Consider the following 18,637-nt stretch of genomic DNA (forward strand, 5'->3'; position numbering starts at 1 on the left):
TCCGCCGGTCGCGGCTAGGAGACGAGGGCCACGATCCCGACGATGGCCGAGACGACGGCGAGCAGCAGCGAGATGCCGATGAGCACCGCGTGCACCATGAGGAACCGCGTCGGTCGGCCCGAGGAGTCGCGAGCACGGGGATCGCGGTTGACCCGCTTGAAGAACTGCGGCCAGACGATGAGGTTCCAGGCGGCGTTGACGAACAGCAGCACGGCGAGGGTCACGATCACCCCTCGAGTCTAGGAGCGGGCGAGTCCGCGATCGGCCGTCGGGGCCTCCCGCCGGGGCGTCGGAGGCGCGTGACTAGACTTCACCCATGAGTTCACTGTCCGACCGTCTCGTCTGGATCGATTGCGAGATGACGGGGCTCGATCTCGAGATCGACGAGCTCGTCGAGGTCGCGGTCGTCGTCACCGACTTCGACCTGGACCTCGTCGACCCCGGCTTCAGCATCGTCATCAAGCCCGACGCCTCCGCCCTCGACAACATGGGCGACTTCGTCAGGAACATGCACGAGACGAGCGGGCTGGCTGAGGAGATCCCGAACGGCGTAAGCCTCGCCGACGCCGAGTACCAGGTGCTCGAGTACATCCTCAAGCACGTGCCGGGGGAGCAGTCGGCGCCGCTGGCGGGCAACACGATCGGCACCGACCGGTCGTTCCTCGCGAAGTACATGCCCCGCGTCGACGGGCACCTGCACTACCGCAGCATCGACGTGTCGAGCATCAAGGAGCTGTCGCGCCGCTGGTTCCCGCGGGTGTACTTCAACGCCCCTGAGAAGGCGGGCGGTCACCGCGCGCTGGCCGACATCCTCGAGTCCATCCGCGAGCTGCAGTACTACCGCAAGGCCGTCTTCATCGCCGAGCCCGGGCCGACGTCGACCGAGCTCAAGGAGGTCGCCGCAGACGTGGTGCGCGAATTCTCCGCTCACATGTAATAAGATGATTTGTCGTTGCCCCTCGGGGCAGCGACCATGGTGGGTATAGCTCAGTTGGTAGAGCGCTGGCTTGTGGTGCCGGATGTCGCGGGTTCGAGTCCCGTTACTCACCCCATGATCGACCTGAGTGCCGACGAGTTCGAGCAGCTCGTCGCCGATGAGCTCGACGAGCTGCCCGACGACATGCTCGACGGGCTCGACAACGTCGTGTTCGTCGTCGAAGACCGGCCGGAAGACGGCTCTCTCGACCTCCTCGGTCTCTACGACGGCGTGGCCGTCACCGAGCGGGGTCAGTACGGGTTCGGCGAGATGCCCGACCGCATCACGCTGTTCCGCGAGCCGCTCCTCGCGATCTGCGAGTCGCTCGACGAGCTGCGCGATCAGGTGCACGTCACGCTCGTGCACGAGATCGCGCACTTCTACGGCATCGACGACGCGAAGCTGCACGAGCTCGGCTGGGGCTGACGCTCCGCCGCACGCCCGGGTGACCGGGGTCGTCCAGCTCTCGGCGTGCTGACGGCCCGGCGACGGATGCTCCACCTAGCCTGGAGGGCATGGCAGGGAGCGCGGGTCGCAAGGCGATCAGGGTGGTCGTCGTGGTGCTGGGCGCCGTCCTCATACTCGCGGTGGGGGTCTACGGGCCGGCGACGCTCGTCGGGCCGCTGCCGACCGCCGAGGCGAGCACGGTCGACCCCTCGGCCGAGGTCGCCCCCGCCGGTCTGCCGACGATGCCCACCGAGGGTGCGAGCGCCGTCATCGGCGCTGACTCCACGGCGCCGCTCGCGGCCGCAGGCCTGACCGAGGCGGTGCCCCTGGGCGGGACCGTGAAGGTCATCACCGCGCTCGTCGTGCTCGACGCGAAGCCGCTCGCCGCGGGCGACCAGGGGCCCGCCATCACGATCAGCCGCGAGGACTACGACGGCTTCCTCGGCTACATCACCGAGAGCAGCCGCGCGGTGCCGATGATCACGGGCGAGCAGTGGTCGCAGCGCGACGTGCTGACCGCGATGCTCCTCGGGTCGAGCAACGCCCACTCCGATGTGCTCGCCCGCTGGGCGTTCGGCTCGATCGACGGCTACCTGGCCGCCGCGCAGTCGTGGCTCACCGAGAAGGGGCTCTCGAGCGTGCAGCTCGTCGACGCGACGGGGCTCGACGAGGGCGACGTCGGCACCGCATCCGACCTCGCCCGTATCAGCGCGCTCGCCTTCGCCGACCCGGCCATCGCCGAGCTGATGGCGCTGCCGGACGCCACCGTGAGCGGCAACCGGCGCGTGCAGAACCTGGCTGTGCACGCCGCCGATCTCGGGATGCGCGGGCTGTCGCTCAGCTACACCGACCAGGCCGGGCTCTGCTTCCTCTTCGCTCTCGACGTGACCCCCGCCGACGGCGACCAGGTCACCCTCTACGGCGCCTTCCTCCGCGAGCCCGACTGGGACACCCTCGACGCCGATCTCGAGGCGCTCTCCACCTCGGCCACCGCCACCCTCACGAAGACGGCCATCGTCACCAAGGGACAGACCTTCGCCGTCTACACGACCCCGTGGGGCGAGACCGCCCACGCCGTCGCGATGGGCACCGAGTCGCGGATGCTGTGGACCACCGCTCCGCTGACCTACACCGTCGACGTCCAGCCCCTCACCAGCGGCTCGGCGGGCCAGCAGGTGGGCACGGTCTCGGTCGACACCCCCGATGGCACCATCACGGTCCTCCTGCAGCTCGACGCCCGCCTCGCCGAGCCCGGCCCCCTCTGGCGCCTCACCCACCCCATCCCGATGATCAGCACCTTCTTGGACTCCCGCTTCTCCTGAGCGCCCGCGTCTGCAGGGCCGCAGTCGCGCGGCATTGCGGCCCCCGTCTATGCCGTGCCAATTCCGGACTTTCCCGCCGACGCGCCGTGAGAAGTCCGGAGTTGGCTCATGCGGGGCCGGATTTCCGGAGTTGGCACCCGGGGCGGGGGCCGTACGCGGGTGGGTTCCCGGCGAAGGGTGGCCGTCGAAAGGTCGCGTCAGAGTGCACATGCGGCGTAGATCGCGCCGTGCGACGCCTGACGGTACCTTGTGACCGTCACTCCGGCGAGCGGCGTTCGCGGTCTTCTCACCGCCGTCCGCCGAACGGCGAGAACACGCCCCTTCAGGGCCCCGGGAAGGGCGCCTTCTCGCGACTCGAGTGCGCGGAGGGCGCACTCTCGCGAGTCGACGCGCACCGCGTGTAAGCGAGCGGGCGGGCGGGTCAGAGAGCGCGGGCGGAGGCTCGGCCGGCGGTGCGGCCCGAGAAGAGGCAGCCGCCGAGGAAGGTGCCCTCCAGGGAGCGGTAGCCGTGCATGCCGCCGCCACCGAAGCCGCTCGCCTCGCCGGCCGCATAGAGGCCCGGCACCGGGGCTCCCGAGGCGGACAGGGCCTGCCCGGTGAGGTCGGTCTCGATGCCGCCCAGCGTCTTGCGGGTGAGCACACGCAGGCGCACGGCGATGAGCGGCCCCGCGGCCGGATCCTGCAGGCGGTGCGGCGACGCGACGCGGATGAGGCGGTCGCCCAGGTACTTCCGCGCCCCGCGCAGGGCGGTGATCTGCGCGTCCTTCGTGAACTCGTTCGCCATCTCGCGGTCGCGCGCCTCCACCTCCTCGACGACGGACGAGGCGGACAGCGGCCCGGAGGGCTCCAGCGCCTGCATGCCCTCCACGAGCGACGAGAGCGAGTCGGCCACCACGAAGTCGCTGCCGCGCTCCTTGAACGCCTCCACGGGCCCGGGGGCGCCCGGGCGGACGCGCTGGGCGAGCAGTCCGAGGTCGCGACCGGTGAGGTCGGGGTTCTGCTCGCTGCCCGAGAGCGCGAACTCCTTCTCGATGATCTTCTGGGTGAGCACGAACCAGCTGTGGTCGTATCCGGTGGCGAGGATGTGCTCGAGCGTGCCCAGCGTGTCGAAGCCCGGGAAGAGCGGTACGGGCAGGCGCCGTCCGGTCGCGTCGAGCCAGAGCGATGACGGGCCGGGCAGGATGCGGATGCCGTGCCGCTCCCAGACGGGGGAGTGGTTCTCGATCCCCTCCGTGTAGTGCCACATCCGGTCGCCGTTGATGAGGTGGGCGCCGGCGTCGGAGGCGATGCCGAGCATCCTGCCGTCGACGTGGGCGGGGACGCCGGACAGCATGCGCGCCGGCGGCGTTCCGAGGCGCGAGGGCCACATCCGCCGGACCAGGTCGTGGTCGCCGCCGATGCCGCCGGCCGCGACGACGACCGCGCCCGCGCTGATGGTGAACTCGTCGATGACCTCACGCGAGCTGGCCTCGCCGCGCGAAGCGGGAGACGGAGTGAGGACCGACCCCTGCACACCCACGACCGCACCGTCGGTGACGACGAGCTCGTCGACGCGGTGACGGAACCGCAGGCGCAGACGTCCCTCGCGCTCGGCCTGGAGGGCCTTCTCGGCGAAGGGCTCGACGATCCCCGGGCCGGTGCCCCAGGTGATGTGGAAGCGGGGCACGGAGTTGCCATGCGAGCGGGCGGTCCCTCCGCCTCGCTCGGCCCAGCCGACCACAGGGAAGAACGACACCCCGAGCGACCTCAGCCACGACCGCTTCTCGCCCGCGGCGAAGTCGAGATAGGCCTCGGCCCAGCGCCTCGGCCAGGCGTCCTCGGGGCGGTCGAACCCGGCCGACGCGAACCAGTCCTGGCGGGCGAGCTCGAGCGAGTCGCGTACGCGCATGCGACGCTGTTCGGGGCTGTCGACGAGGAACAGCCCGCCGAACGACCACCAGGCCTGGCCGCCCAGGTTGGCGCGCGGCTCCTGGTCGACGATCGTGACCCGGCGGCCGGCGTCGAGCGCCTCGCACGCGGCCACGAGTCCGGACAGGCCGGCGCCCACGATCACGACATCGGTCGAGCTGGTCGAACCCATGGGCGCTCCTTCGCGTCTTGTCCCGTCACGGCCGCGTGGGCCGCAGTCTCACTCCTCGAACGTGTTCACCATGGCATGCGCGGCACGTTCGAGATAGTCCCAGAGCATCTCCTCGTCGAGCGGAGACAGCGCGAGCGAGTCGACGGCCACGCGCATGTGGGCGAGCCAGCGGTCGCGCGCATCCGGGTTGACCTTGAACGGCATGTGCCGCATGCGCAGCCGCGGGTGCCCACGCTGTTCGCTGTAGGTGCCCGGACCGCCCCAGTACTGCTCGAGGAACATCGTGAGGCGCGTGATGGCGCCCTCCATGTCGTCGGGCGGGTACATGGGCGCCAGCACGGGATCGTCGGCGACACCGCGGTAGAACTCGCGCACGAGCCGTTCGAAGGTCTCGTGCCCGCCGACCTGGTCGAAGAACGAGCGCCCGGGAAGGGCGGGGACGTCGCTCATGTGGCATCTCCTCCGGTGTCGCCGGTGCTGCCCTTGCCCGGCTTCGACGGGCGTCGCGACCCGCGCGACCCGTGCGGCGCGGACGTGCCCGCGGCCGGCGCGTCGCCGCTCGTCGGCACCGGCGTGGTCTTCGGCGGACGCGCTCCACGCACGCTGGTCGCCTCCTCGAAGCCCGTCAGCACGACGGTGTTGAGCGAGGGCAGCGTGATCCCCATGGCGTCGAGCGCGCTCTTCAGCCGGGCGCGCAGCTCGCGGGCCACGTCGTCCTTCGCGGTGCTGCGCGTCTTCACGACGAGACGGATGACGAGGGCCTCCGCCGAGATCGACTCCAGTCCCCAGATCTCCGGACGCTCGAGGATGCGAGAGCGCCACTTGGTGCTCTCGGACATGTCGACCGCCACCTGCAGCATGCGGTCCTGCACCGCGTCCAGATCGCTGTCGTAGGGCACGGCGAGGTCGATGATGACGCGGGACCAGCCCTGCGACATGTTGCCCACCCGCAGGATCTCGCCGTTGCGCACGAACCACAGGGTGCCGTTCACGTCGCGGACGGTCGTGATGCGGATGCCGACCCGCTCCACCACGCCGGTCGCCGGCCCGAGGTCGACGACGTCACCGACCCCGAGCTGGTCCTCGAACACCATGAAGAGGCCGTTCAGGACGTCCTTCACGATGTTCTGCGCACCGAACCCGAGCCCGGCGCCGAGGGCGGCCGTGAGCAGGGCGAGCGACCCGAGGATGTTCGGATCGATCGTCGTGACGACCCACACCACCGCGACGATCACCACCGTCACGTTGATGACGTTGGTGAGCACCGTCCCGATCGTCCGTGTGCGCTGCACGACCCGCACCGCGGCGAGCGGCGACGCCTGCGCCTGCAGCGCCTGCGTGTCGGTGACGTTCTGCTTCCGCTTGACGCCCCGGACGACCTGGTCGACCAGCCGACGCACGAGCGAGAGCAGGATCAGCCGCCCGACCACCGCCACCACGAGGATGAGGAGGATCGTCAGGGGGATGCGCCAGTCCGTCAGGAAGGTGCCGACACCGGTCCAGAAGGAGTCCCACGTCATAGGCCGCTCCTATCGGGCGTCGCGGGCCTGCGCGGCCAGTGCCCGTTCCACTCCGGCGAGGTTCTCGATCAGGATGCGTCGCAGCGCCGGCGGCTCGGGGTTCTTGTCGAGCCAGGCGAGGGTCGCATCGCGGAGCGCCTCGTTCGCGAGGGGAGAGGGGTAGAGGCCGTTGATCACCGACGCCGCGATGGCGTAGCTGCGGGTGTCCCAGATGCGCTGCAGCGCATCGAAGTAGGGCGCGACCAGCGGCTCGAGCACCGACGGGTCGGCGGCGCGCTGGTAGCCCAGCCCGGTGGCGCGGACGATCGCGTTCGGGGCGGTGTCGACGTCGACGAGCGACGCGAACGCGGCCTCCTTCGCGGTCACCGTGGGGATCGCGGCGCGCGCGTGCGCGGCCGACTGCTGACCGGATGCGGTGTTGTCGGCGTCGAGGGTGGCCTGGATCTCGTCGGCTCCGGCCTTGCCGCCCGCGACGAGGGCGATGAGCAGCTCCCAGCGCAGGTCGGTGTCGATGTCGAGCCCGTCGAGCTCGATGGTGCCGTCGAGGAGGTGCGAGACGTTCTCGAGCTGCTCGTCGGTGCCGGCGAGCGCCGCGAAGACCTTCACGAACTGGAACTGCGCATCCGACCCGGACTCGGCCGCGAGGGCGAGCTTCCACAGCGCGGTGGCGGCCATCGCGACGGTCTCGTCGCGCGCGTCCGGAGCGACGTACTGGGTGGCGGTGAGCACGAGCTGCCCCAGCACGGTGCGGATGGTCGTCGACTCGGTCTCGGTCGCGATGTTGCCGAGCACGAGGCGCACGAAGTCGCGGCCGCGGGTCTCGGCGTCGCGCGTGGAGTCCCACACGGAGCCCCAGACCAGCGAGCGGGCGAGCGGGTTCTCGATCGACGCGAGGTGCTCGATCGCGACATCGAGCGACGCCTCGTCGAGCCGGATCTTCGCGTAGGCGAGGTCGTCGTCGTTCAGCAGCACGAGGTCGGGACGTGTCATGCCGACCAGCTGCGGCACCTCGGTGCGCTCGCCGTCGACGTCGAGCTCTTCCCGGTGCGTGCGGACGAGCGTGCCGTCCTGCAGCGAGTAGAAGCCGATCGCGAGACGGTGCGGGCGGATCGTGGGGTAGTCGGCCGGGGCCTCCTGCAGCACGGCGAACGACGTGAAGCGCTGGTCGGTGTCGACCGAGAACTCCGGGCGCAGCGTGTTGACGCCCGCGGTCTCGAGCCAGAGCTTCGACCAGGAGGCGAGGTCGCGGCCGCTGGTGGCCTCGAGCTCGACGAGGAGGTCGTTCAGCACGGTGTTCGAGAACTGGTGCTTGTTCACGTACGCGGCGACGCCGGCCATGAACTCCTTCTGCCCGACCCAGGCGACGAGCTGCTTCAGCACGGAGGCGCCCTTGGCGTAGGTGATGCCGTCGAAGTTGACCTGGACGTCCTCGAGGTCGTTGATCGTAGCGACGATCGGGTGGGTCGAGGGCAGCTGGTCCTGGCGGTACGCCCAGCTCTTCTCCATGGCGGCGAAGGTGGTCCAGGCCTCCTTCCACTCCGTCGCCTCAGCGGTCGCCAGCGTCGACATGTACTCCGCGAACGACTCGTTCAGCCAGAGGTCGTTCCACCAGCGCATGGTGACGAGGTCGCCGAACCACATGTGGGCCAGCTCGTGGAGGATCGTGACCACGCGGCGCTCGCGCACCGCATCCGTCACCTTCGAGCGGAAGACGTAGGTCTCGGTGAAGGTCACCGCACCCGCGTTCTCCATCGCGCCCGCGTTGAACTCGGGCACGAACAGCTGGTCGTACTTGGCGAAGGGGTACGGGAAGTCGTACTGCTCCTCGTAGAAGGCGAAGCCCTCGCGGGTCTTCTCGAAGATGTAGTCCGCGTCCATGTACTGGGCGAGCGAGGCGCGGCTGAACACGCCGAGCGGGATGGTGCGGCCGTCGGCGCTGGTGAGCTCGCTGCGCTCGACGATGTAGGGGCCGGCGACGAGCGCGGTGATGTACGACGAGATGCGGGGGGTGGGCTCGAAGGTCCACGTCGCGGTGGAGTCGGCGCCGGGCAGGGGCTCGGGCGTGGGGGAGTTGGAGACGACCTCCCAGTAGTCGGGCGCCGTGACGGTGAAGGTGAACTCCGCTTTGAGGTCGGGCTGCTCGAACACGGCGAACATGCGCCGCGAGTCGGGCACCTCGAACTGCGAGTACAGGTAGACCTCGTCGTCGACCGGGTCGACGAACCGGTGCAGGCCCTCGCCGGTGTTCGTGTAGATCATGTCGGCGTCGACCACGAGCTCGTTCTCGGCGGCGAGACCGTCGAGCTGGATGCGCACGCCGTCGGCGACGACGGCCGGGTCGAGCGAGCGGCCGTTGAGCGTCACGGCATGCACGGTGCGGGTGATCGCGTCGATGAACGTCGACGCCCCCTCGCGAGCGGTGAACCGGACGGTGGTGGTGCTGCGGAACGTCTCCGGGGAGGTGGTGAGATCGAGCACCACGTCGTAGCTCCTCACCTCCAGCAGCTCGGCTCGCTCTCGGGCTTCGTCGCGGGTGAGGTTCTCGCCAGGCACTTGGTCGCACACTCCTTGTACTTGCTGGATGCGGTGGGCGTCGACGGACACGGGATCGCCGCGCCATCGCCGCCCAGCCTAGTGCGAGGATGAGTGGGTGACCTCTGAGAACACCGCTCCCGTTGCCGCCGGAACCACCGCGGTCGAATTCTGGTTCGACCCCTCCTGCCCCTGGGCGTGGATGACGTCCCGCTGGGTCGACGAGGTCGCCCCGCACCGCGACCTCGACGTCACCTGGAACATCATGAGCCTCGCCGTGCTCAACGAGGACAAGGACGTCTCCGAGTCCTACCGCGCGTTCTTCCCGCGCGCACTCCGCTACACCAGGCTCGTCGCCGCCGCGAAGGAGCTGCACGGGCAGCAGATCGTGAAGCCGCTGTACGACGCGCTCGGCACGCGCATCCACCCGGGTGGGTCGACCGACTCGGATGCGGTGATCGCCGGCGCGCTGGAGGAGGTGGGTCTCCCCGCCGACTTCGCCCGCTACGCCGACAGCGACGAGTACGACGAGCCCATGCGCGCCTCGCACTTCGCGGCGATCGAGCGCGTGGGGAACGACGTGGGCACGCCGGTCATCGCCGTGAACGGCACGGCGTTCTTCGGCCCGGTCATCAGCCCGACGCCCCGCGGCGAGCAGGCGCTCACCCTGTGGGACGGCGTCGTCGCCGCGGCGTCGTTCGACGGCTTCTTCGAGCTCAAGCGCTCGCGCACCCGCGACCCGCAGTTCGACTGAGCGCGACGCCGTCCGGATGCGCATCGGGATCGCCGGCCTCGGCCGCATGGGCGGCCCGATCGCGCAGGCCCTCCACCGCGACGAGGCGATCGACCTCGTCGCGTACGACGTCGATCCCGCCGCGGTCGCCGCGCTGCCCGAGGGGCTCTCCGCGACGACCGACGCCCGTGAGCTCACGGGCCTCGACGTGTTGGTGACCGTGCTGCCCGGTCCGGTGGAGGTGGTCGCCGCTCTGGGTGGTGAGGAGTCGCTGCTGAAGGCCGTTCACCGAGGTGGGGTCTGGCTCGATCTGACGAGCAACGACCCCCGTGCCGCGGCCGAGATCGCCTTGCTGGCGGCGGCTCGGGGCGTCGCATCGGTGGCTGCGCCCATGCGGGGTGGACCCGCCGAGGCGCGCTCCGCGACGCTCGACTTCGTCGTGGCAGGCGACCCGGGGGCGGTGCACCGAGTCACCCCGCTCCTCCGTGGGCTCGGGGCTCGCGAGGGGCTCGTGAGCGCCGGAGATGACGTCGCCTCGGCCCACGTGGTGAAGCTGCTGGGGAACGCGCTCTGGTTCGTCCAGGCGCTGGCGACGACGGAGGCCCTGCTCGTGGCGCGGTCGGCCGGGCTCGATCCGGATGTCGTGGCGGCGCTGCTGCGCAGCGGTCCCGGCACGAGCAGGGTCCTCCAGAGCGAGGTCCACCACCTCCTCGCGGGCGATGTCATGGAGGACTTCGCGATCGACAGGGTGGTCGACGAGCTGCGGTCGGTGTCCGCGCTCGCGGCGGACGGCGGGGTCGAGGCGAGCGTGCTCGACGCGAGCCTGCTCGTCCACGACGCGGCGCTGGAGCGCTACGGACCCGTTCTCGGCGAGCTGCTGGGCGCGCGGCTCGTCGAGGACCGCTCGGGCGGGCCGCTGGCCCCGACCCGGCCGAAGGACGGCACAGCCCAGGAGGACTGACGCCGCTACGCCCGGCGGCGCGGGCCTCCGGTCGGGCGCATGCCGGTGCCGAGGATGGTCAAGACGACGGCGGCGAGCACCAGGGCGAGTCCGGCGGCGCCGATGCCGCCGGTGAGCACGGACACGACGACGTCGATCCACGGTTCCCCGGCCGCCGCGGCACGCACGGCGGCGACGACCGCGCCGACGACGGTGGCCGCGGCGACGAGCCCCCACACGGCGGCGGCGATCCGCGCATCCGCGGCGGGCAGAGGGCGTTCCGGCCGGCGGCGGAGCCACAGCGCCGCCCACACCACGATCCCGACGAGGCCCAGAGCCGAGCTGGCGTACTGCACCCACGACGCCCACGCGATGTCGAGCGGCCCGTCGGAGTCGAGGACGGGGACCAGCCGCGCGCCGAGTCGCCCGACGTGGCTGAACGCATCCCACACCACGTGGGTGACGACGCCGATCTCGATCGCCGCGAGCATCAGCAGCGCGCCGGAGGCGCTGCGCGGCAGGGAGGCGAGGCCGTCTCGCCATGTCCCCGTCCAGTCCGCCGGCAGCCGGGAGGCGATCGCGGCGGGGGTGAGCGCGCTCGCCCAGGGGCGCAGCAGCACGCGCCACGCGATCACGATCAGGAGACCGATGGCCAGGCCGGTGATCGGGAAGAAGGGCGCCTGGTGGGTGAGCGCGTAGCCGTTCCCCCCGGGCAGGAAGATGGGCAGGTCCGGCGCCATCGCCCCGGCCGCGATTCCGACCGCGGGGATCGGCGTGCGGGCGAAGGGGATCGCCACGACGGCGTGACTCGGCGTGAACGGCACGGGTGGAGCGTAGCCGACGGGCATACGATGCGAGCAGGTCGATGGAGATCTGAAGGAGAACCCATGATGCGCAGCCCTTACGCCGACGAGGTCATCCCCGACGTCAGCGTGTTCGACTTCCTGTTCGCCGATCTAGCGGACGACGACGCGGGCCGCGTCGCCCTGGTCGACGGCTCGAGCGGAGCCGAGACCACGTTCGGCGAGCTCAAGGCGCGGATCGAGGCGTTCGCCGGCGCGCTCGCGGCGAGGGGCGTCGGTCCGGGCGACGTGGTGGCGCTCCATTCGCCCAACGTGCCCGCGTTCGTCGTCGCGTTCCACGGCATCCTCCGGAGCGGTGCCACCGCGACCACGGTCAACGCGCTCTACACCGCCGCCGAGGTGGCGCGCCAGCTCACGGATTCCGGGGCGACGATGGTGGTCACCGTCAGCCCCCTGCTCCCGCAGTCCGGCGCGGCGGCGGAGGAGGCGGGCATCGCCCGCGACCGCGTGATCGTGCTCGACGGTGCGGAGGGGCACCCGTCGCTCGCCGATCTGCTCGCCGAGCGGGCGCCGGCGCCGGCCATCCGGATCGACCCGGCGACCCACGTCGCCGTGATGCCGTACTCCTCGGGCACGACCGGCTTCCCGAAGGGAGTGAGGCTCAGCCACCGCAACCTCGTGGCGAACGTGGTGCAGTGCGCTCCGGTGCTCGACGTCGAGTCGGACGACGTGGTGCTCGCCGTGCTCCCCTTCTTCCACATCTACGGCATGACCGTGCTGCTCGACCTCGCGCTCTCCCGACGTGCCCGCCTGGTGACGATGCCCCGGTTCGATCTCACCGAGTTCCTGCGCATCATCCAGGACCACCGCTGCACCTACCTCTTCATCGCGCCGCCCATCGCGGTGGCGCTGGCGAAGCATCCGCTCGTCGACCAGTACGACCTCTCGAGCGCTCGGGCTCTGCTCTCGGGCGCCGCTCCGCTCGACGAGAAGCTGGCCGGCGCGGTCGCCGATCGCCTCGGCGTCCGGGTGCGCCAGGGGTACGGGATGAGCGAGCTGAGCCCGGTGTCGCACGTCATCCCGCCGGAGCGCGACGACCTCTCGCTCGGCGGCATCGGCGTGCCCATCGCGAACGTCGAGTGCCGGCTCGTCGACCTCGAGACCGGTGACGACATCGACGTGCCAGACGAGGGCGAGAGCCGGCCCGGCGAGCTCGCCGTGCGGGGCCCGAACGTCATGCTCGGCTACCTCGGACACGACGACGACACCGCGCGCACCATCGACGCCGACGGCTTCCTCCACACCGGGGACGTGGCCGTCGTGCTCGCCGACGGATCTTTCCGCATCGTCGACAGGGTGAAGGAGCTCATCAAGTACCACGGCTATCAGGTCGCCCCGGCCGAGCTGGAGGCGGTGCTGCTCGCGCATCCGTCCATCGCCGACGCCGCCGTGATCGGGGTTCCGGATGCGGACGGGCAGGAGATCCCGAAGGCGTTCGTCGTGCGCGCGGCCGGTCACGACGACCTCGACGGGGCCGCGGTGATGGCCCATGTGGCGAGTCTCGTGGCACCGCACAAGAAGGTGCGAGCGGTCGAGTTCATCGACGTCGTGCCCAAGTCGACGTCGGGCAAGATCCTCCGGAAGGACCTCCGGCCCGCGCCCTAAGCTGGAGCCATGCGCATCCACCTCGGCACCGACCACGCCGGCCTCGAGTTCAGCAGGACCATCAACGGGCACCTCACCGCCGCCGGTCACGAGGTCGTCGACCACGGCCCCACCGAGTACGACCCCATCGACGACTACCCGTCGTTCTGCATCAACGCCGCGCAGGCGACGGTGAACGATCAGCGCGCCGGGGTCGAGGCGCTCGGCGTGGTGTTCGGCGGCTCGGGCAACGGCGAGCAGATCGCCGCGAACAAGGTGCAGGGCGCCCGCGCAGCGCTGGTCTGGAGCGAGGCGACCGCCGTGCTCGCCCGCCAGCACAACGACGCGAACGTCATCTCGATCGGCGCCCGTCAGCACACGGTGGAGGAGGCGCTGCACTTCGTCGACCTGTTCCTCGCCGAGCCGTTCAGCTTCGAGGAGCGCCACGTCCGTCGCATCGCGCAGCTGGCCGAGTACGAGGCGACCGGCGAGATCGCCGGGAAGGTCATCGAGAAGTAGCGCATGCCCGAGGGTCATTCCGTCCATCGCATCGCGCGCCAGTTCGCCAAGAACTTCGTCGGTCACCGGGTCACCGCGTCGTCGCCGCAGGGGCGGTTCGCCGCGGGCGCGGCGCTCCTCGACGGCCACACCATGGTCGAGGCGAAGGCCGTGGGCAAGCAGATGTTCCTCCGCTTCGACGACGACCGGTGGCTGCGGGTGCACCTCGGCATGTACGGCGCGTGGGACTTCGCCGGCGACATCTCCACCGACGCGACGATCCGGTCCGCGTCAGGGCGGATGGGCCAGACGAACCAGCGCGGCACCGATCCGACCGACGACGAGGGGACCGACCTCGACGATGCCGCGGGGGAGGACTCCGTGTCGAGCATCGGAGCGCCCCGTCGATCGCGGTTCCGCATGGCGGAGAGCGAGTCGGCCGGGGCGGAGTACGAGACCTGGCCGCCGGAACCCGTGGGCCAGGTGCGCGTGCGCCTCCTCACCGACACCGCGGTCGCCGACCTCCGGGGGCCCACCGCCTGCGAGGTGCTCGATCCTCCCCAGGTCGAGGCCGTGCTGGCGAAGCTCGGCCCCGATCCGCTGGTCGACGATCTCGACGAGGGCGAGCGGCGCTTCGTCGAGGTGGCGTCGCGCAAGCCCACGCCCATCGGGCTGCTTCTCATGGACCAGTCGGTCGTGAGCGGCATCGGCAACGTGTACCGCGCCGAGCTGCTCTTCCGCGCCCGGCTCGACCCGCACACGCCCGGCCGGGCGGTGCCCACCGACGTGCTGCGTGCGCTGTGGCGCGACTGGGTGCACCTGCTCGACATCGGTGTGCGCACCGGCCAGATGCTCACGATCGACGATCTGACGGGCGAGCAGCTCGCGCAGGCGATGGCGAACCGGGCCGACCGCCACTGGGTGTACAAGCGCGAGGGGCTGCCCTGCCGCGTCTGCGGAACGAACGTCGTGCTCGAGGAGATGGGCGCCCGCAAGCTCTACTGGTGCCCCAAGGATCAGGTGTGATCGCATGAGGGAGAACCCGAGCTTCGCGCTCACGGAACGCGACGAGATCGCCCGACTGGTGCGCGAGCATCCGTGGGCCACCATGGTCAGTCGCACCGCCGACGGGCTGGTGGCCTCGCACTACCCGTTCCTCCTGGAGGAGACGACCGGCCCCGAGAGCGACGAGCTGGTGCTCGTCACGCATGTGGGCCGACCCGACGAGCGACTCCACGAGCTGGGGGAGCACGAGATCGTCGTGATCGTGCAGGGTCCGCATGGGTACATCTCGTCCGGGTGGTACGGCGACGCCCCGTCGGTGCCCACCTGGAATCACATCTCGGCGCACCTCTACGGCACGCCCGAGATTCTCTCCGCCGACGAGAACCTCGCCGTGCTCGAGCGTCTCGTCGAGCACTTCGAGCGCGAGCAGCCGTCGCCGCGCCTCATGCGGGGCACGCTCGCCGACTCGGAGTACGCCGATCGGATCAGCGCCGGCACCGTCGGCTTCCGCCTGCGCGTGACTCGTGTCGTGGCGAAGGCGAAGCTGAGCCAGAACAAGCCGAGCGAGGTCGTCGAGACCGTCCTCGCCGAGCTGGAGGGCGACGGGCCTTACGCGCAGCCGGCGCTCGCGGCCGAGATGCGGCGTGTGCATCCGGACCTCGGGCGAGAGGATCGGGCATGAGCCCGACGACGGTGCTCCGCGGAGCGCGGTTCTCGGGCGACGAGACCCCGCTCGACGTCGAGTGCACCGACGGTGTGATCACGCGGATCGTGGCGGCGGGCGACGGTCGTGGCGACGAGCTGATCGAGGTGGACGGCGTCCTCCTCCCGGGTCTCTGGGACAACCACGTGCACGTCGGGCAGTGGGCCGCCTACTCCCGTCGGCTCGACGTGAGCTCCGCCGGGTCGCCGTTCGAGGCGGCGACCGCGATCGGCGAGGGACTGCGCTCGCGCCCCGCCGACGACGACGGGCCGTTCGTCGCGGTCGGCTTCCGCGATGCGCTGTGGGCGGATGCGCCTGTCGCCGCGATGCTCGACGCCGTGGCGGGCGACGTCCCCGTCGTGGTCGTGAGCGCCGACCTCCACGCCGTGTGGCTGAGCACCGCCGCCCTCCGCCGGTTCGGCGCCGACGGCGACGGGCTCCTCCGCGAGGACGCCGCGTTCGCCGTGCATCGAGCACTCGACGACCTCGACGACACCACCCTCGACCGCTGGGTCGAGCAGGCAGGACGCCGGGCCGCCACCCGCGGAATCGTCGGAGTCGTCGACCTCGAGATGGCCTGGGGCCCGGGCGACTGGCGCCGCCGCACCGCCGCCGCTCCGCCGATGCACCGGGTCGAGGTCGGCATCTACCCCGACCACCTCGAGCACGCGCTCGCCGACGGGCTGCGCACCGGAGACGCGCTCGACGACGACGGCCTCGTCACGGTCGGCCCGTTCAAGGTGATTACCGACGGCTCGCTGAACACCCGTACCGCTCACTGCGTCGACCCGTACCCCGGCCTCCATGGCGACGGCGCGCACGGGATGCAGACCGTGGCGCCCGACGAGCTCGTCGCCCTGCTCGCCCGAGCCCACGAGGGAGGCCTGACGGTCGCGGTCCACGCGATCGGCGACCGTGCCGGTGAGATCGCGCTCGACGCGATCGAGGCGGTCGGATGCACGGGCTCCGTCGAGCACGCGCAGCTGCTCACCGCCTCCGACGTGCCGCGGTTCGCCGCCCTCGGCGTGACGGCGAGCGTGCAGCCCGAACACGCGATGGACGACCGCGACGTCGCCGACCGGTACTGGGCCGGGCGCACCGAGCGGTCGTTCCCGCTCGCCTCGCTCGTGCGGTCGGGTGCTCGGCTCGCGCTGGGTTCCGATGCGCCCGTGGCGCCTCTGGACCCGTGGATCGCGATCGCCGCGGCCGTCACCCGCACCCGAGACGGCCGTTCCCCGTGGCATCCGGAGCAGTCGATCGACATCGACACGGCGCTCGCGGCATCGACCCGGGTGGGGCGCGTGCGACCCGACGTGGGCGACCCCGCCGACCTCGTCGTCGTGGGCGACGATCCGCGTGAGGCCGCCGCCGATCCGACGGGGGAGCGCCTCCGGTCGATGCCGGTGCGCCTGACGATGGTTGCGGGCCGCGTGACCCACCAGGCGTAGCTCCCGCTCCGCACGTCGCTCCCCGTCTGGGTCATCCGCGCCCGTCACGCTGCGGAGAGACGACGAAGGGCGCGCATCCGCCGTGGATGCACGCCCTTCGTGAGAGGTGTCAGATCACTCCGAGATGTGCGCGAAGAGGAACCAGCGGTCCTTGTCGAGACCGCGAGCGATCTCGATCGCGACGTCCTGGCTGGTCTGATCGATCTCGTCGAGCTCCTTGACCGCGTTGTTCACGGCGGCGAGCGCGGTGTCGATCTGGTCGATGATCTGGGCGATCACCACATCCGACTTGTGGAAGCCCGCGCTGAGCGGCTTGGCGGTGGTCTTCTCCGCCACCGTCTGGATGCGGGCGTCGACCGGGAGGCCGAGCGCGACGACGCGCTCGGCGGCGAGGTCGGCGTAGGCCTGCGCGTGGTCGACCACGTCATCGAGCAGCTCGTGCACGCCGATGAAGTTCGCGCCGCGCACGTGCCAGTGCGCCTGCTTGCCGTTGACGGCGAGGGCCTGCAGTTCAATGACGACGGGGCTCAGGAACTGGGCAGCCGCGGCGGCGACGTCGGGGTTGGTGGTGCTCTTCGGGGTGACGATGACTTCGCTCATTGTTCGGTCCTTCCTTCGCGTAGGAACCACGCTACTCAGCGGAGAATTCCTCGCAAGCAAGCGAAGGCTGGGCTAAACCGTTCTGAGGCGAGGCTATCCTCGGGCCTTCGCCGCGAGGCGCTCCTCCGAGATGCGGCGGAAGTACGCGTTCGAGTCGGGCAGGTACATGAAGACGATGGCCGCGATGGTGACGAGCACCGAGGCGATGGTGGTGCCCGGCGCCGTGGTCACCTGGGTGAGGGCGGACCCGACGCCGATGACCCCGAGGATCGTGAGCGTGTACTTCGCCCACGTACGTCCCCGCAGCACCGAGAAGGCGCACAGGGCGCGGAACAGGGCGACCACGATGAGGAGCACACCCACCGCGATGGTGATCCCGGTCGTGGTCGACGCCAGCGATGGATCGATCCCGGCGGCGAGCGTCGGTCCGTAGCTCAGCACGAGCACTCCGTTGATGATCGCGATGAGCGCCTCGGTCAGCCAGAGCCAGAACGCGGCCTTGGTCGGCCAGGGCGCGGCGAGGAGGGCGGGCTCACCTGAGAACTCGGTGTCGTCGAAGTCGTCGCTGCGCAGGTGGTCGGTCATCGGTCCTCCGGATCGTCCCATCCCTGCTGAGGGGTCTCGCAGGTCTCTCGGAAAACATACTGTGAGGCGAGCTTGCGTTCGTGACTCGACCAGTCGATGGCGGGTCGCCGTTGCTCCTGCGGCACGTAGCCGAGGCGGTAGACGGCCATCAGCTCCAGCTCGGCAGGCACGCGGAGCAGTTGCTCGATCTGCGTCCACTTGCCCGGCACCTCCATCGGGAACGACACGAACTGGATCCCCATCCCGAGCTCGACCGTCGTCAGCCAGACGTTCTCCATCGCCGCGCCCATGCTGAAGACGGAGTAGAACGACGACAGCTCGCCCGGTCGGTACTCACTGCGGTCGAGCATCACGCCGAGCAGCAGCGGAGAGCCGGCGACGAGCTTCCGGTTCTCCTCGCCGAGCGTCTGCGGCACCCGGAAGGTGTTCATCATCTTCTGGCCGCGCGGAGTGAAGACCTGCTTCGTGAACGGCTTCAACGCCGCGGGGAGGCGATCGAACAGCATGCCGCTGCGCTTCTCGCCCATCTCCTCCGCGCTGAACCGGAAGTACGGCTTGTAGCGCTCGAAGAACGTCCCGTTCGACATTGCCTCTGTCATGCTCTCACCGCTGATCTCGGCGACCCGCTCGATCGTGTCGCGGTTCTCGACGATCACGAACCGCCAGGGCTGGCTGTTCAGCTGCGACGGCGCGCGACCGGCCACCTCCATGAGCAGGCGCTGATGCTCCGGGCGCACCGGGTCGGGGAGGAACGGGCCGTTCGTGGTCTTGCGCCGCCTGACGACGTCGAGGAACTCCATG

General features: G+C 70.6%; 19 protein-coding genes and 1 tRNA gene. 11 read left to right on the plus strand and 9 right to left on the minus strand.

What is annotated here, in order from left to right; genetic code table 11:
• Positions 1-14 precede the first annotated feature (14 nt).
• Positions 15-230 (minus strand): SCO4848 family membrane protein, encoded by a 216-nt coding sequence (locus tag ACFJGV_RS18620; protein WP_378145709.1) that lies wholly within the window; start codon positions 228-230, stop codon positions 15-17.
• A gap of 86 nt (positions 231-316) precedes the next feature.
• Here ACFJGV_RS18620 and orn point away from each other — a divergent pair, with 86 nt between their 5' ends.
• From orn to ACFJGV_RS18640, 4 genes are all read left to right on the plus strand, one after another.
• Positions 317-937, plus strand: a complete 621-nt coding sequence (gene orn / locus ACFJGV_RS18625) for an oligoribonuclease (protein ID WP_378145710.1) — start codon at positions 317-319, stop codon at positions 935-937.
• Positions 938-976: 39 nt separating this feature from the next.
• Positions 977-1,052, plus strand: a tRNA-His gene (locus tag ACFJGV_RS18630).
• The gene (locus ACFJGV_RS18635) at positions 1,052-1,402 is read left to right on the plus strand and encodes a metallopeptidase family protein (RefSeq protein ID WP_378145712.1); all 351 of its coding nucleotides are present in this window, start codon (positions 1,052-1,054) and stop codon (positions 1,400-1,402) included. The genes ACFJGV_RS18630 and ACFJGV_RS18635 overlap by 1 nt, the downstream gene beginning before the upstream one ends.
• A gap of 89 nt (positions 1,403-1,491) precedes the next feature.
• Positions 1,492-2,745, plus strand: coding sequence for a D-alanyl-D-alanine carboxypeptidase family protein (locus tag ACFJGV_RS18640; protein WP_378145714.1), 1,254 nt, complete (start codon positions 1,492-1,494; stop codon positions 2,743-2,745).
• A 421-nt stretch (positions 2,746-3,166) separates the two neighbouring features.
• On the opposite strand, the gene ACFJGV_RS18645 is transcribed toward ACFJGV_RS18640, so the two are convergent.
• The 4 genes from ACFJGV_RS18645 to pepN are packed head-to-tail and all read right to left on the minus strand — an operon-like array spanning position 3,167 to position 8,898.
• Complete coding sequence (locus ACFJGV_RS18645) at positions 3,167-4,825, minus strand: FAD-binding dehydrogenase (RefSeq protein WP_378145715.1); 1,659 nt, start codon at positions 4,823-4,825, stop codon at positions 3,167-3,169.
• 48 nt (positions 4,826-4,873) lie between these two features.
• The gene (locus ACFJGV_RS18650; RefSeq protein ID WP_378145716.1) at positions 4,874-5,275 is read right to left on the minus strand and encodes a globin; all 402 of its coding nucleotides are present in this window, start codon (positions 5,273-5,275) and stop codon (positions 4,874-4,876) included.
• Positions 5,272-6,345 (minus strand): mechanosensitive ion channel family protein, encoded by a 1,074-nt coding sequence (locus ACFJGV_RS18655; RefSeq protein ID WP_378145717.1) that lies wholly within the window; start codon positions 6,343-6,345, stop codon positions 5,272-5,274. Before ACFJGV_RS18655 ends, ACFJGV_RS18650 begins: the two co-directional genes overlap by 4 nt.
• A 9-nt stretch (positions 6,346-6,354) precedes the next feature.
• Positions 6,355-8,898, minus strand: a complete 2,544-nt coding sequence (gene pepN, locus ACFJGV_RS18660; protein WP_378145718.1) for an aminopeptidase N — start codon at positions 8,896-8,898, stop codon at positions 6,355-6,357.
• A 97-nt stretch (positions 8,899-8,995) separates the two neighbouring features.
• On the opposite strand from pepN, the gene ACFJGV_RS18665 reads away from it, so the two are divergent.
• Positions 8,996-9,631 carry a DsbA family protein gene (locus ACFJGV_RS18665; RefSeq protein WP_378145720.1) on the plus strand — a complete coding sequence of 212 codons (636 nt, stop codon included), beginning with the start codon at positions 8,996-8,998 and terminating at the stop codon, positions 9,629-9,631.
• A gap of 16 nt (positions 9,632-9,647) precedes the next feature.
• A complete protein-coding gene (locus ACFJGV_RS18670) occupies positions 9,648-10,571 on the plus strand; it encodes an NAD(P)-dependent oxidoreductase (RefSeq protein WP_378145722.1) in 924 nt (307 codons plus the stop codon).
• 5 nt (positions 10,572-10,576) lie between these two features.
• On the opposite strand, the gene ACFJGV_RS18675 is transcribed toward ACFJGV_RS18670, so the two are convergent.
• Positions 10,577-11,374, minus strand: coding sequence for a DUF4184 family protein (locus ACFJGV_RS18675; protein ID WP_378145724.1), 798 nt, complete (start codon positions 11,372-11,374; stop codon positions 10,577-10,579).
• 63 nt (positions 11,375-11,437) lie between these two features.
• Here ACFJGV_RS18675 and ACFJGV_RS18680 point away from each other — a divergent pair, with 63 nt between their 5' ends.
• Genes ACFJGV_RS18680 through ACFJGV_RS18700 form a run of 5 tightly spaced genes read left to right on the plus strand, consistent with a single transcriptional unit; the run spans position 11,438 to position 16,651 of the window.
• Positions 11,438-13,018: an AMP-binding protein gene (locus tag ACFJGV_RS18680; RefSeq protein WP_378145726.1), complete on the plus strand. Its 1,581-nt coding sequence runs from the start codon at positions 11,438-11,440 to the stop codon at positions 13,016-13,018.
• 9 nt (positions 13,019-13,027) lie between these two features.
• On the plus strand, positions 13,028-13,516 hold the full coding sequence (locus tag ACFJGV_RS18685; protein WP_378145728.1) for a ribose-5-phosphate isomerase: 489 nt from the start codon (positions 13,028-13,030) through the stop codon (positions 13,514-13,516).
• Between the two features lie 3 nt (positions 13,517-13,519).
• Entirely contained in the window at positions 13,520-14,521 is a 1,002-nt protein-coding gene (locus tag ACFJGV_RS18690; RefSeq protein ID WP_378145730.1) for an Fpg/Nei family DNA glycosylase, read from the plus strand.
• A 4-nt stretch (positions 14,522-14,525) separates the two neighbouring features.
• Positions 14,526-15,182: an FMN-binding negative transcriptional regulator gene (locus ACFJGV_RS18695; protein WP_378145731.1), complete on the plus strand. Its 657-nt coding sequence runs from the start codon at positions 14,526-14,528 to the stop codon at positions 15,180-15,182.
• Entirely contained in the window at positions 15,179-16,651 is a 1,473-nt protein-coding gene (locus tag ACFJGV_RS18700; RefSeq protein ID WP_378145733.1) for an amidohydrolase, read from the plus strand. The genes ACFJGV_RS18695 and ACFJGV_RS18700 overlap by 4 nt, the downstream gene beginning before the upstream one ends.
• A 114-nt stretch (positions 16,652-16,765) precedes the next feature.
• On the opposite strand, the gene ACFJGV_RS18705 is transcribed toward ACFJGV_RS18700, so the two are convergent.
• The 3 genes from ACFJGV_RS18705 to ACFJGV_RS18715 all read right to left on the minus strand — a co-directional run bounded on the left by ACFJGV_RS18705 (position 16,766) and on the right by ACFJGV_RS18715 (position 18,636).
• Positions 16,766-17,251: a Dps family protein gene (locus ACFJGV_RS18705; protein ID WP_378145735.1), complete on the minus strand. Its 486-nt coding sequence runs from the start codon at positions 17,249-17,251 to the stop codon at positions 16,766-16,768.
• Between the two features lie 93 nt (positions 17,252-17,344).
• Positions 17,345-17,836, minus strand: coding sequence for a hypothetical protein (locus ACFJGV_RS18710; protein ID WP_378145737.1), 492 nt, complete (start codon positions 17,834-17,836; stop codon positions 17,345-17,347).
• Positions 17,833-18,636, minus strand: coding sequence for a nitroreductase family protein (locus ACFJGV_RS18715; protein ID WP_378145738.1), 804 nt, complete (start codon positions 18,634-18,636; stop codon positions 17,833-17,835). Before ACFJGV_RS18715 ends, ACFJGV_RS18710 begins: the two co-directional genes overlap by 4 nt.
• Between the last annotated feature and the right edge of the window lies 1 nt (position 18,637).

It is taken from the genome of Cnuibacter sp. UC19_7 (assembly GCF_042699995.1).
Lineage (GTDB): Bacteria > Actinomycetota > Actinomycetes > Actinomycetales > Microbacteriaceae > Cnuibacter.

What these genes read in the sequence shown, in the direction of transcription:
- ACFJGV_RS18695 (WP_378145731.1), top strand. Translation starts at nt 14,526, where the DNA reads ATGAGGGAGAACCCGAGCTTCGCGCTCACGGAACGCGACGAGATCGCC.
- ACFJGV_RS18685 (WP_378145728.1), top strand. Translation starts at nt 13,028, where the DNA reads ATGCGCATCCACCTCGGCACCGACCACGCCGGCCTCGAGTTCAGCAGG.
- ACFJGV_RS18655 (WP_378145717.1), bottom strand. Translation starts at nt 6,345, where the DNA reads ATGACGTGGGACTCCTTCTGGACCGGTGTCGGCACCTTCCTGACGGAC.
- ACFJGV_RS18645 (WP_378145715.1), bottom strand. Translation starts at nt 4,825, where the DNA reads ATGGGTTCGACCAGCTCGACCGATGTCGTGATCGTGGGCGCCGGCCTG.
- ACFJGV_RS18635 (WP_378145712.1), top strand. Translation starts at nt 1,052, where the DNA reads ATGATCGACCTGAGTGCCGACGAGTTCGAGCAGCTCGTCGCCGATGAG.
- ACFJGV_RS18680 (WP_378145726.1), top strand. Translation starts at nt 11,438, where the DNA reads ATGATGCGCAGCCCTTACGCCGACGAGGTCATCCCCGACGTCAGCGTG.
- orn (WP_378145710.1), top strand. Translation starts at nt 317, where the DNA reads ATGAGTTCACTGTCCGACCGTCTCGTCTGGATCGATTGCGAGATGACG.
- ACFJGV_RS18690 (WP_378145730.1), top strand. Translation starts at nt 13,520, where the DNA reads ATGCCCGAGGGTCATTCCGTCCATCGCATCGCGCGCCAGTTCGCCAAG.
- ACFJGV_RS18715 (WP_378145738.1), bottom strand. Translation starts at nt 18,636, where the DNA reads ATGGAGTTCCTCGACGTCGTCAGGCGGCGCAAGACCACGAACGGCCCG.
- ACFJGV_RS18705 (WP_378145735.1), bottom strand. Translation starts at nt 17,251, where the DNA reads ATGAGCGAAGTCATCGTCACCCCGAAGAGCACCACCAACCCCGACGTC.
- ACFJGV_RS18710 (WP_378145737.1), bottom strand. Translation starts at nt 17,836, where the DNA reads ATGACCGACCACCTGCGCAGCGACGACTTCGACGACACCGAGTTCTCA.
- ACFJGV_RS18670 (WP_378145722.1), top strand. Translation starts at nt 9,648, where the DNA reads ATGCGCATCGGGATCGCCGGCCTCGGCCGCATGGGCGGCCCGATCGCG.
- ACFJGV_RS18700 (WP_378145733.1), top strand. Translation starts at nt 15,179, where the DNA reads ATGAGCCCGACGACGGTGCTCCGCGGAGCGCGGTTCTCGGGCGACGAG.
- ACFJGV_RS18640 (WP_378145714.1), top strand. Translation starts at nt 1,492, where the DNA reads ATGGCAGGGAGCGCGGGTCGCAAGGCGATCAGGGTGGTCGTCGTGGTG.
- ACFJGV_RS18650 (WP_378145716.1), bottom strand. Translation starts at nt 5,275, where the DNA reads ATGAGCGACGTCCCCGCCCTTCCCGGGCGCTCGTTCTTCGACCAGGTC.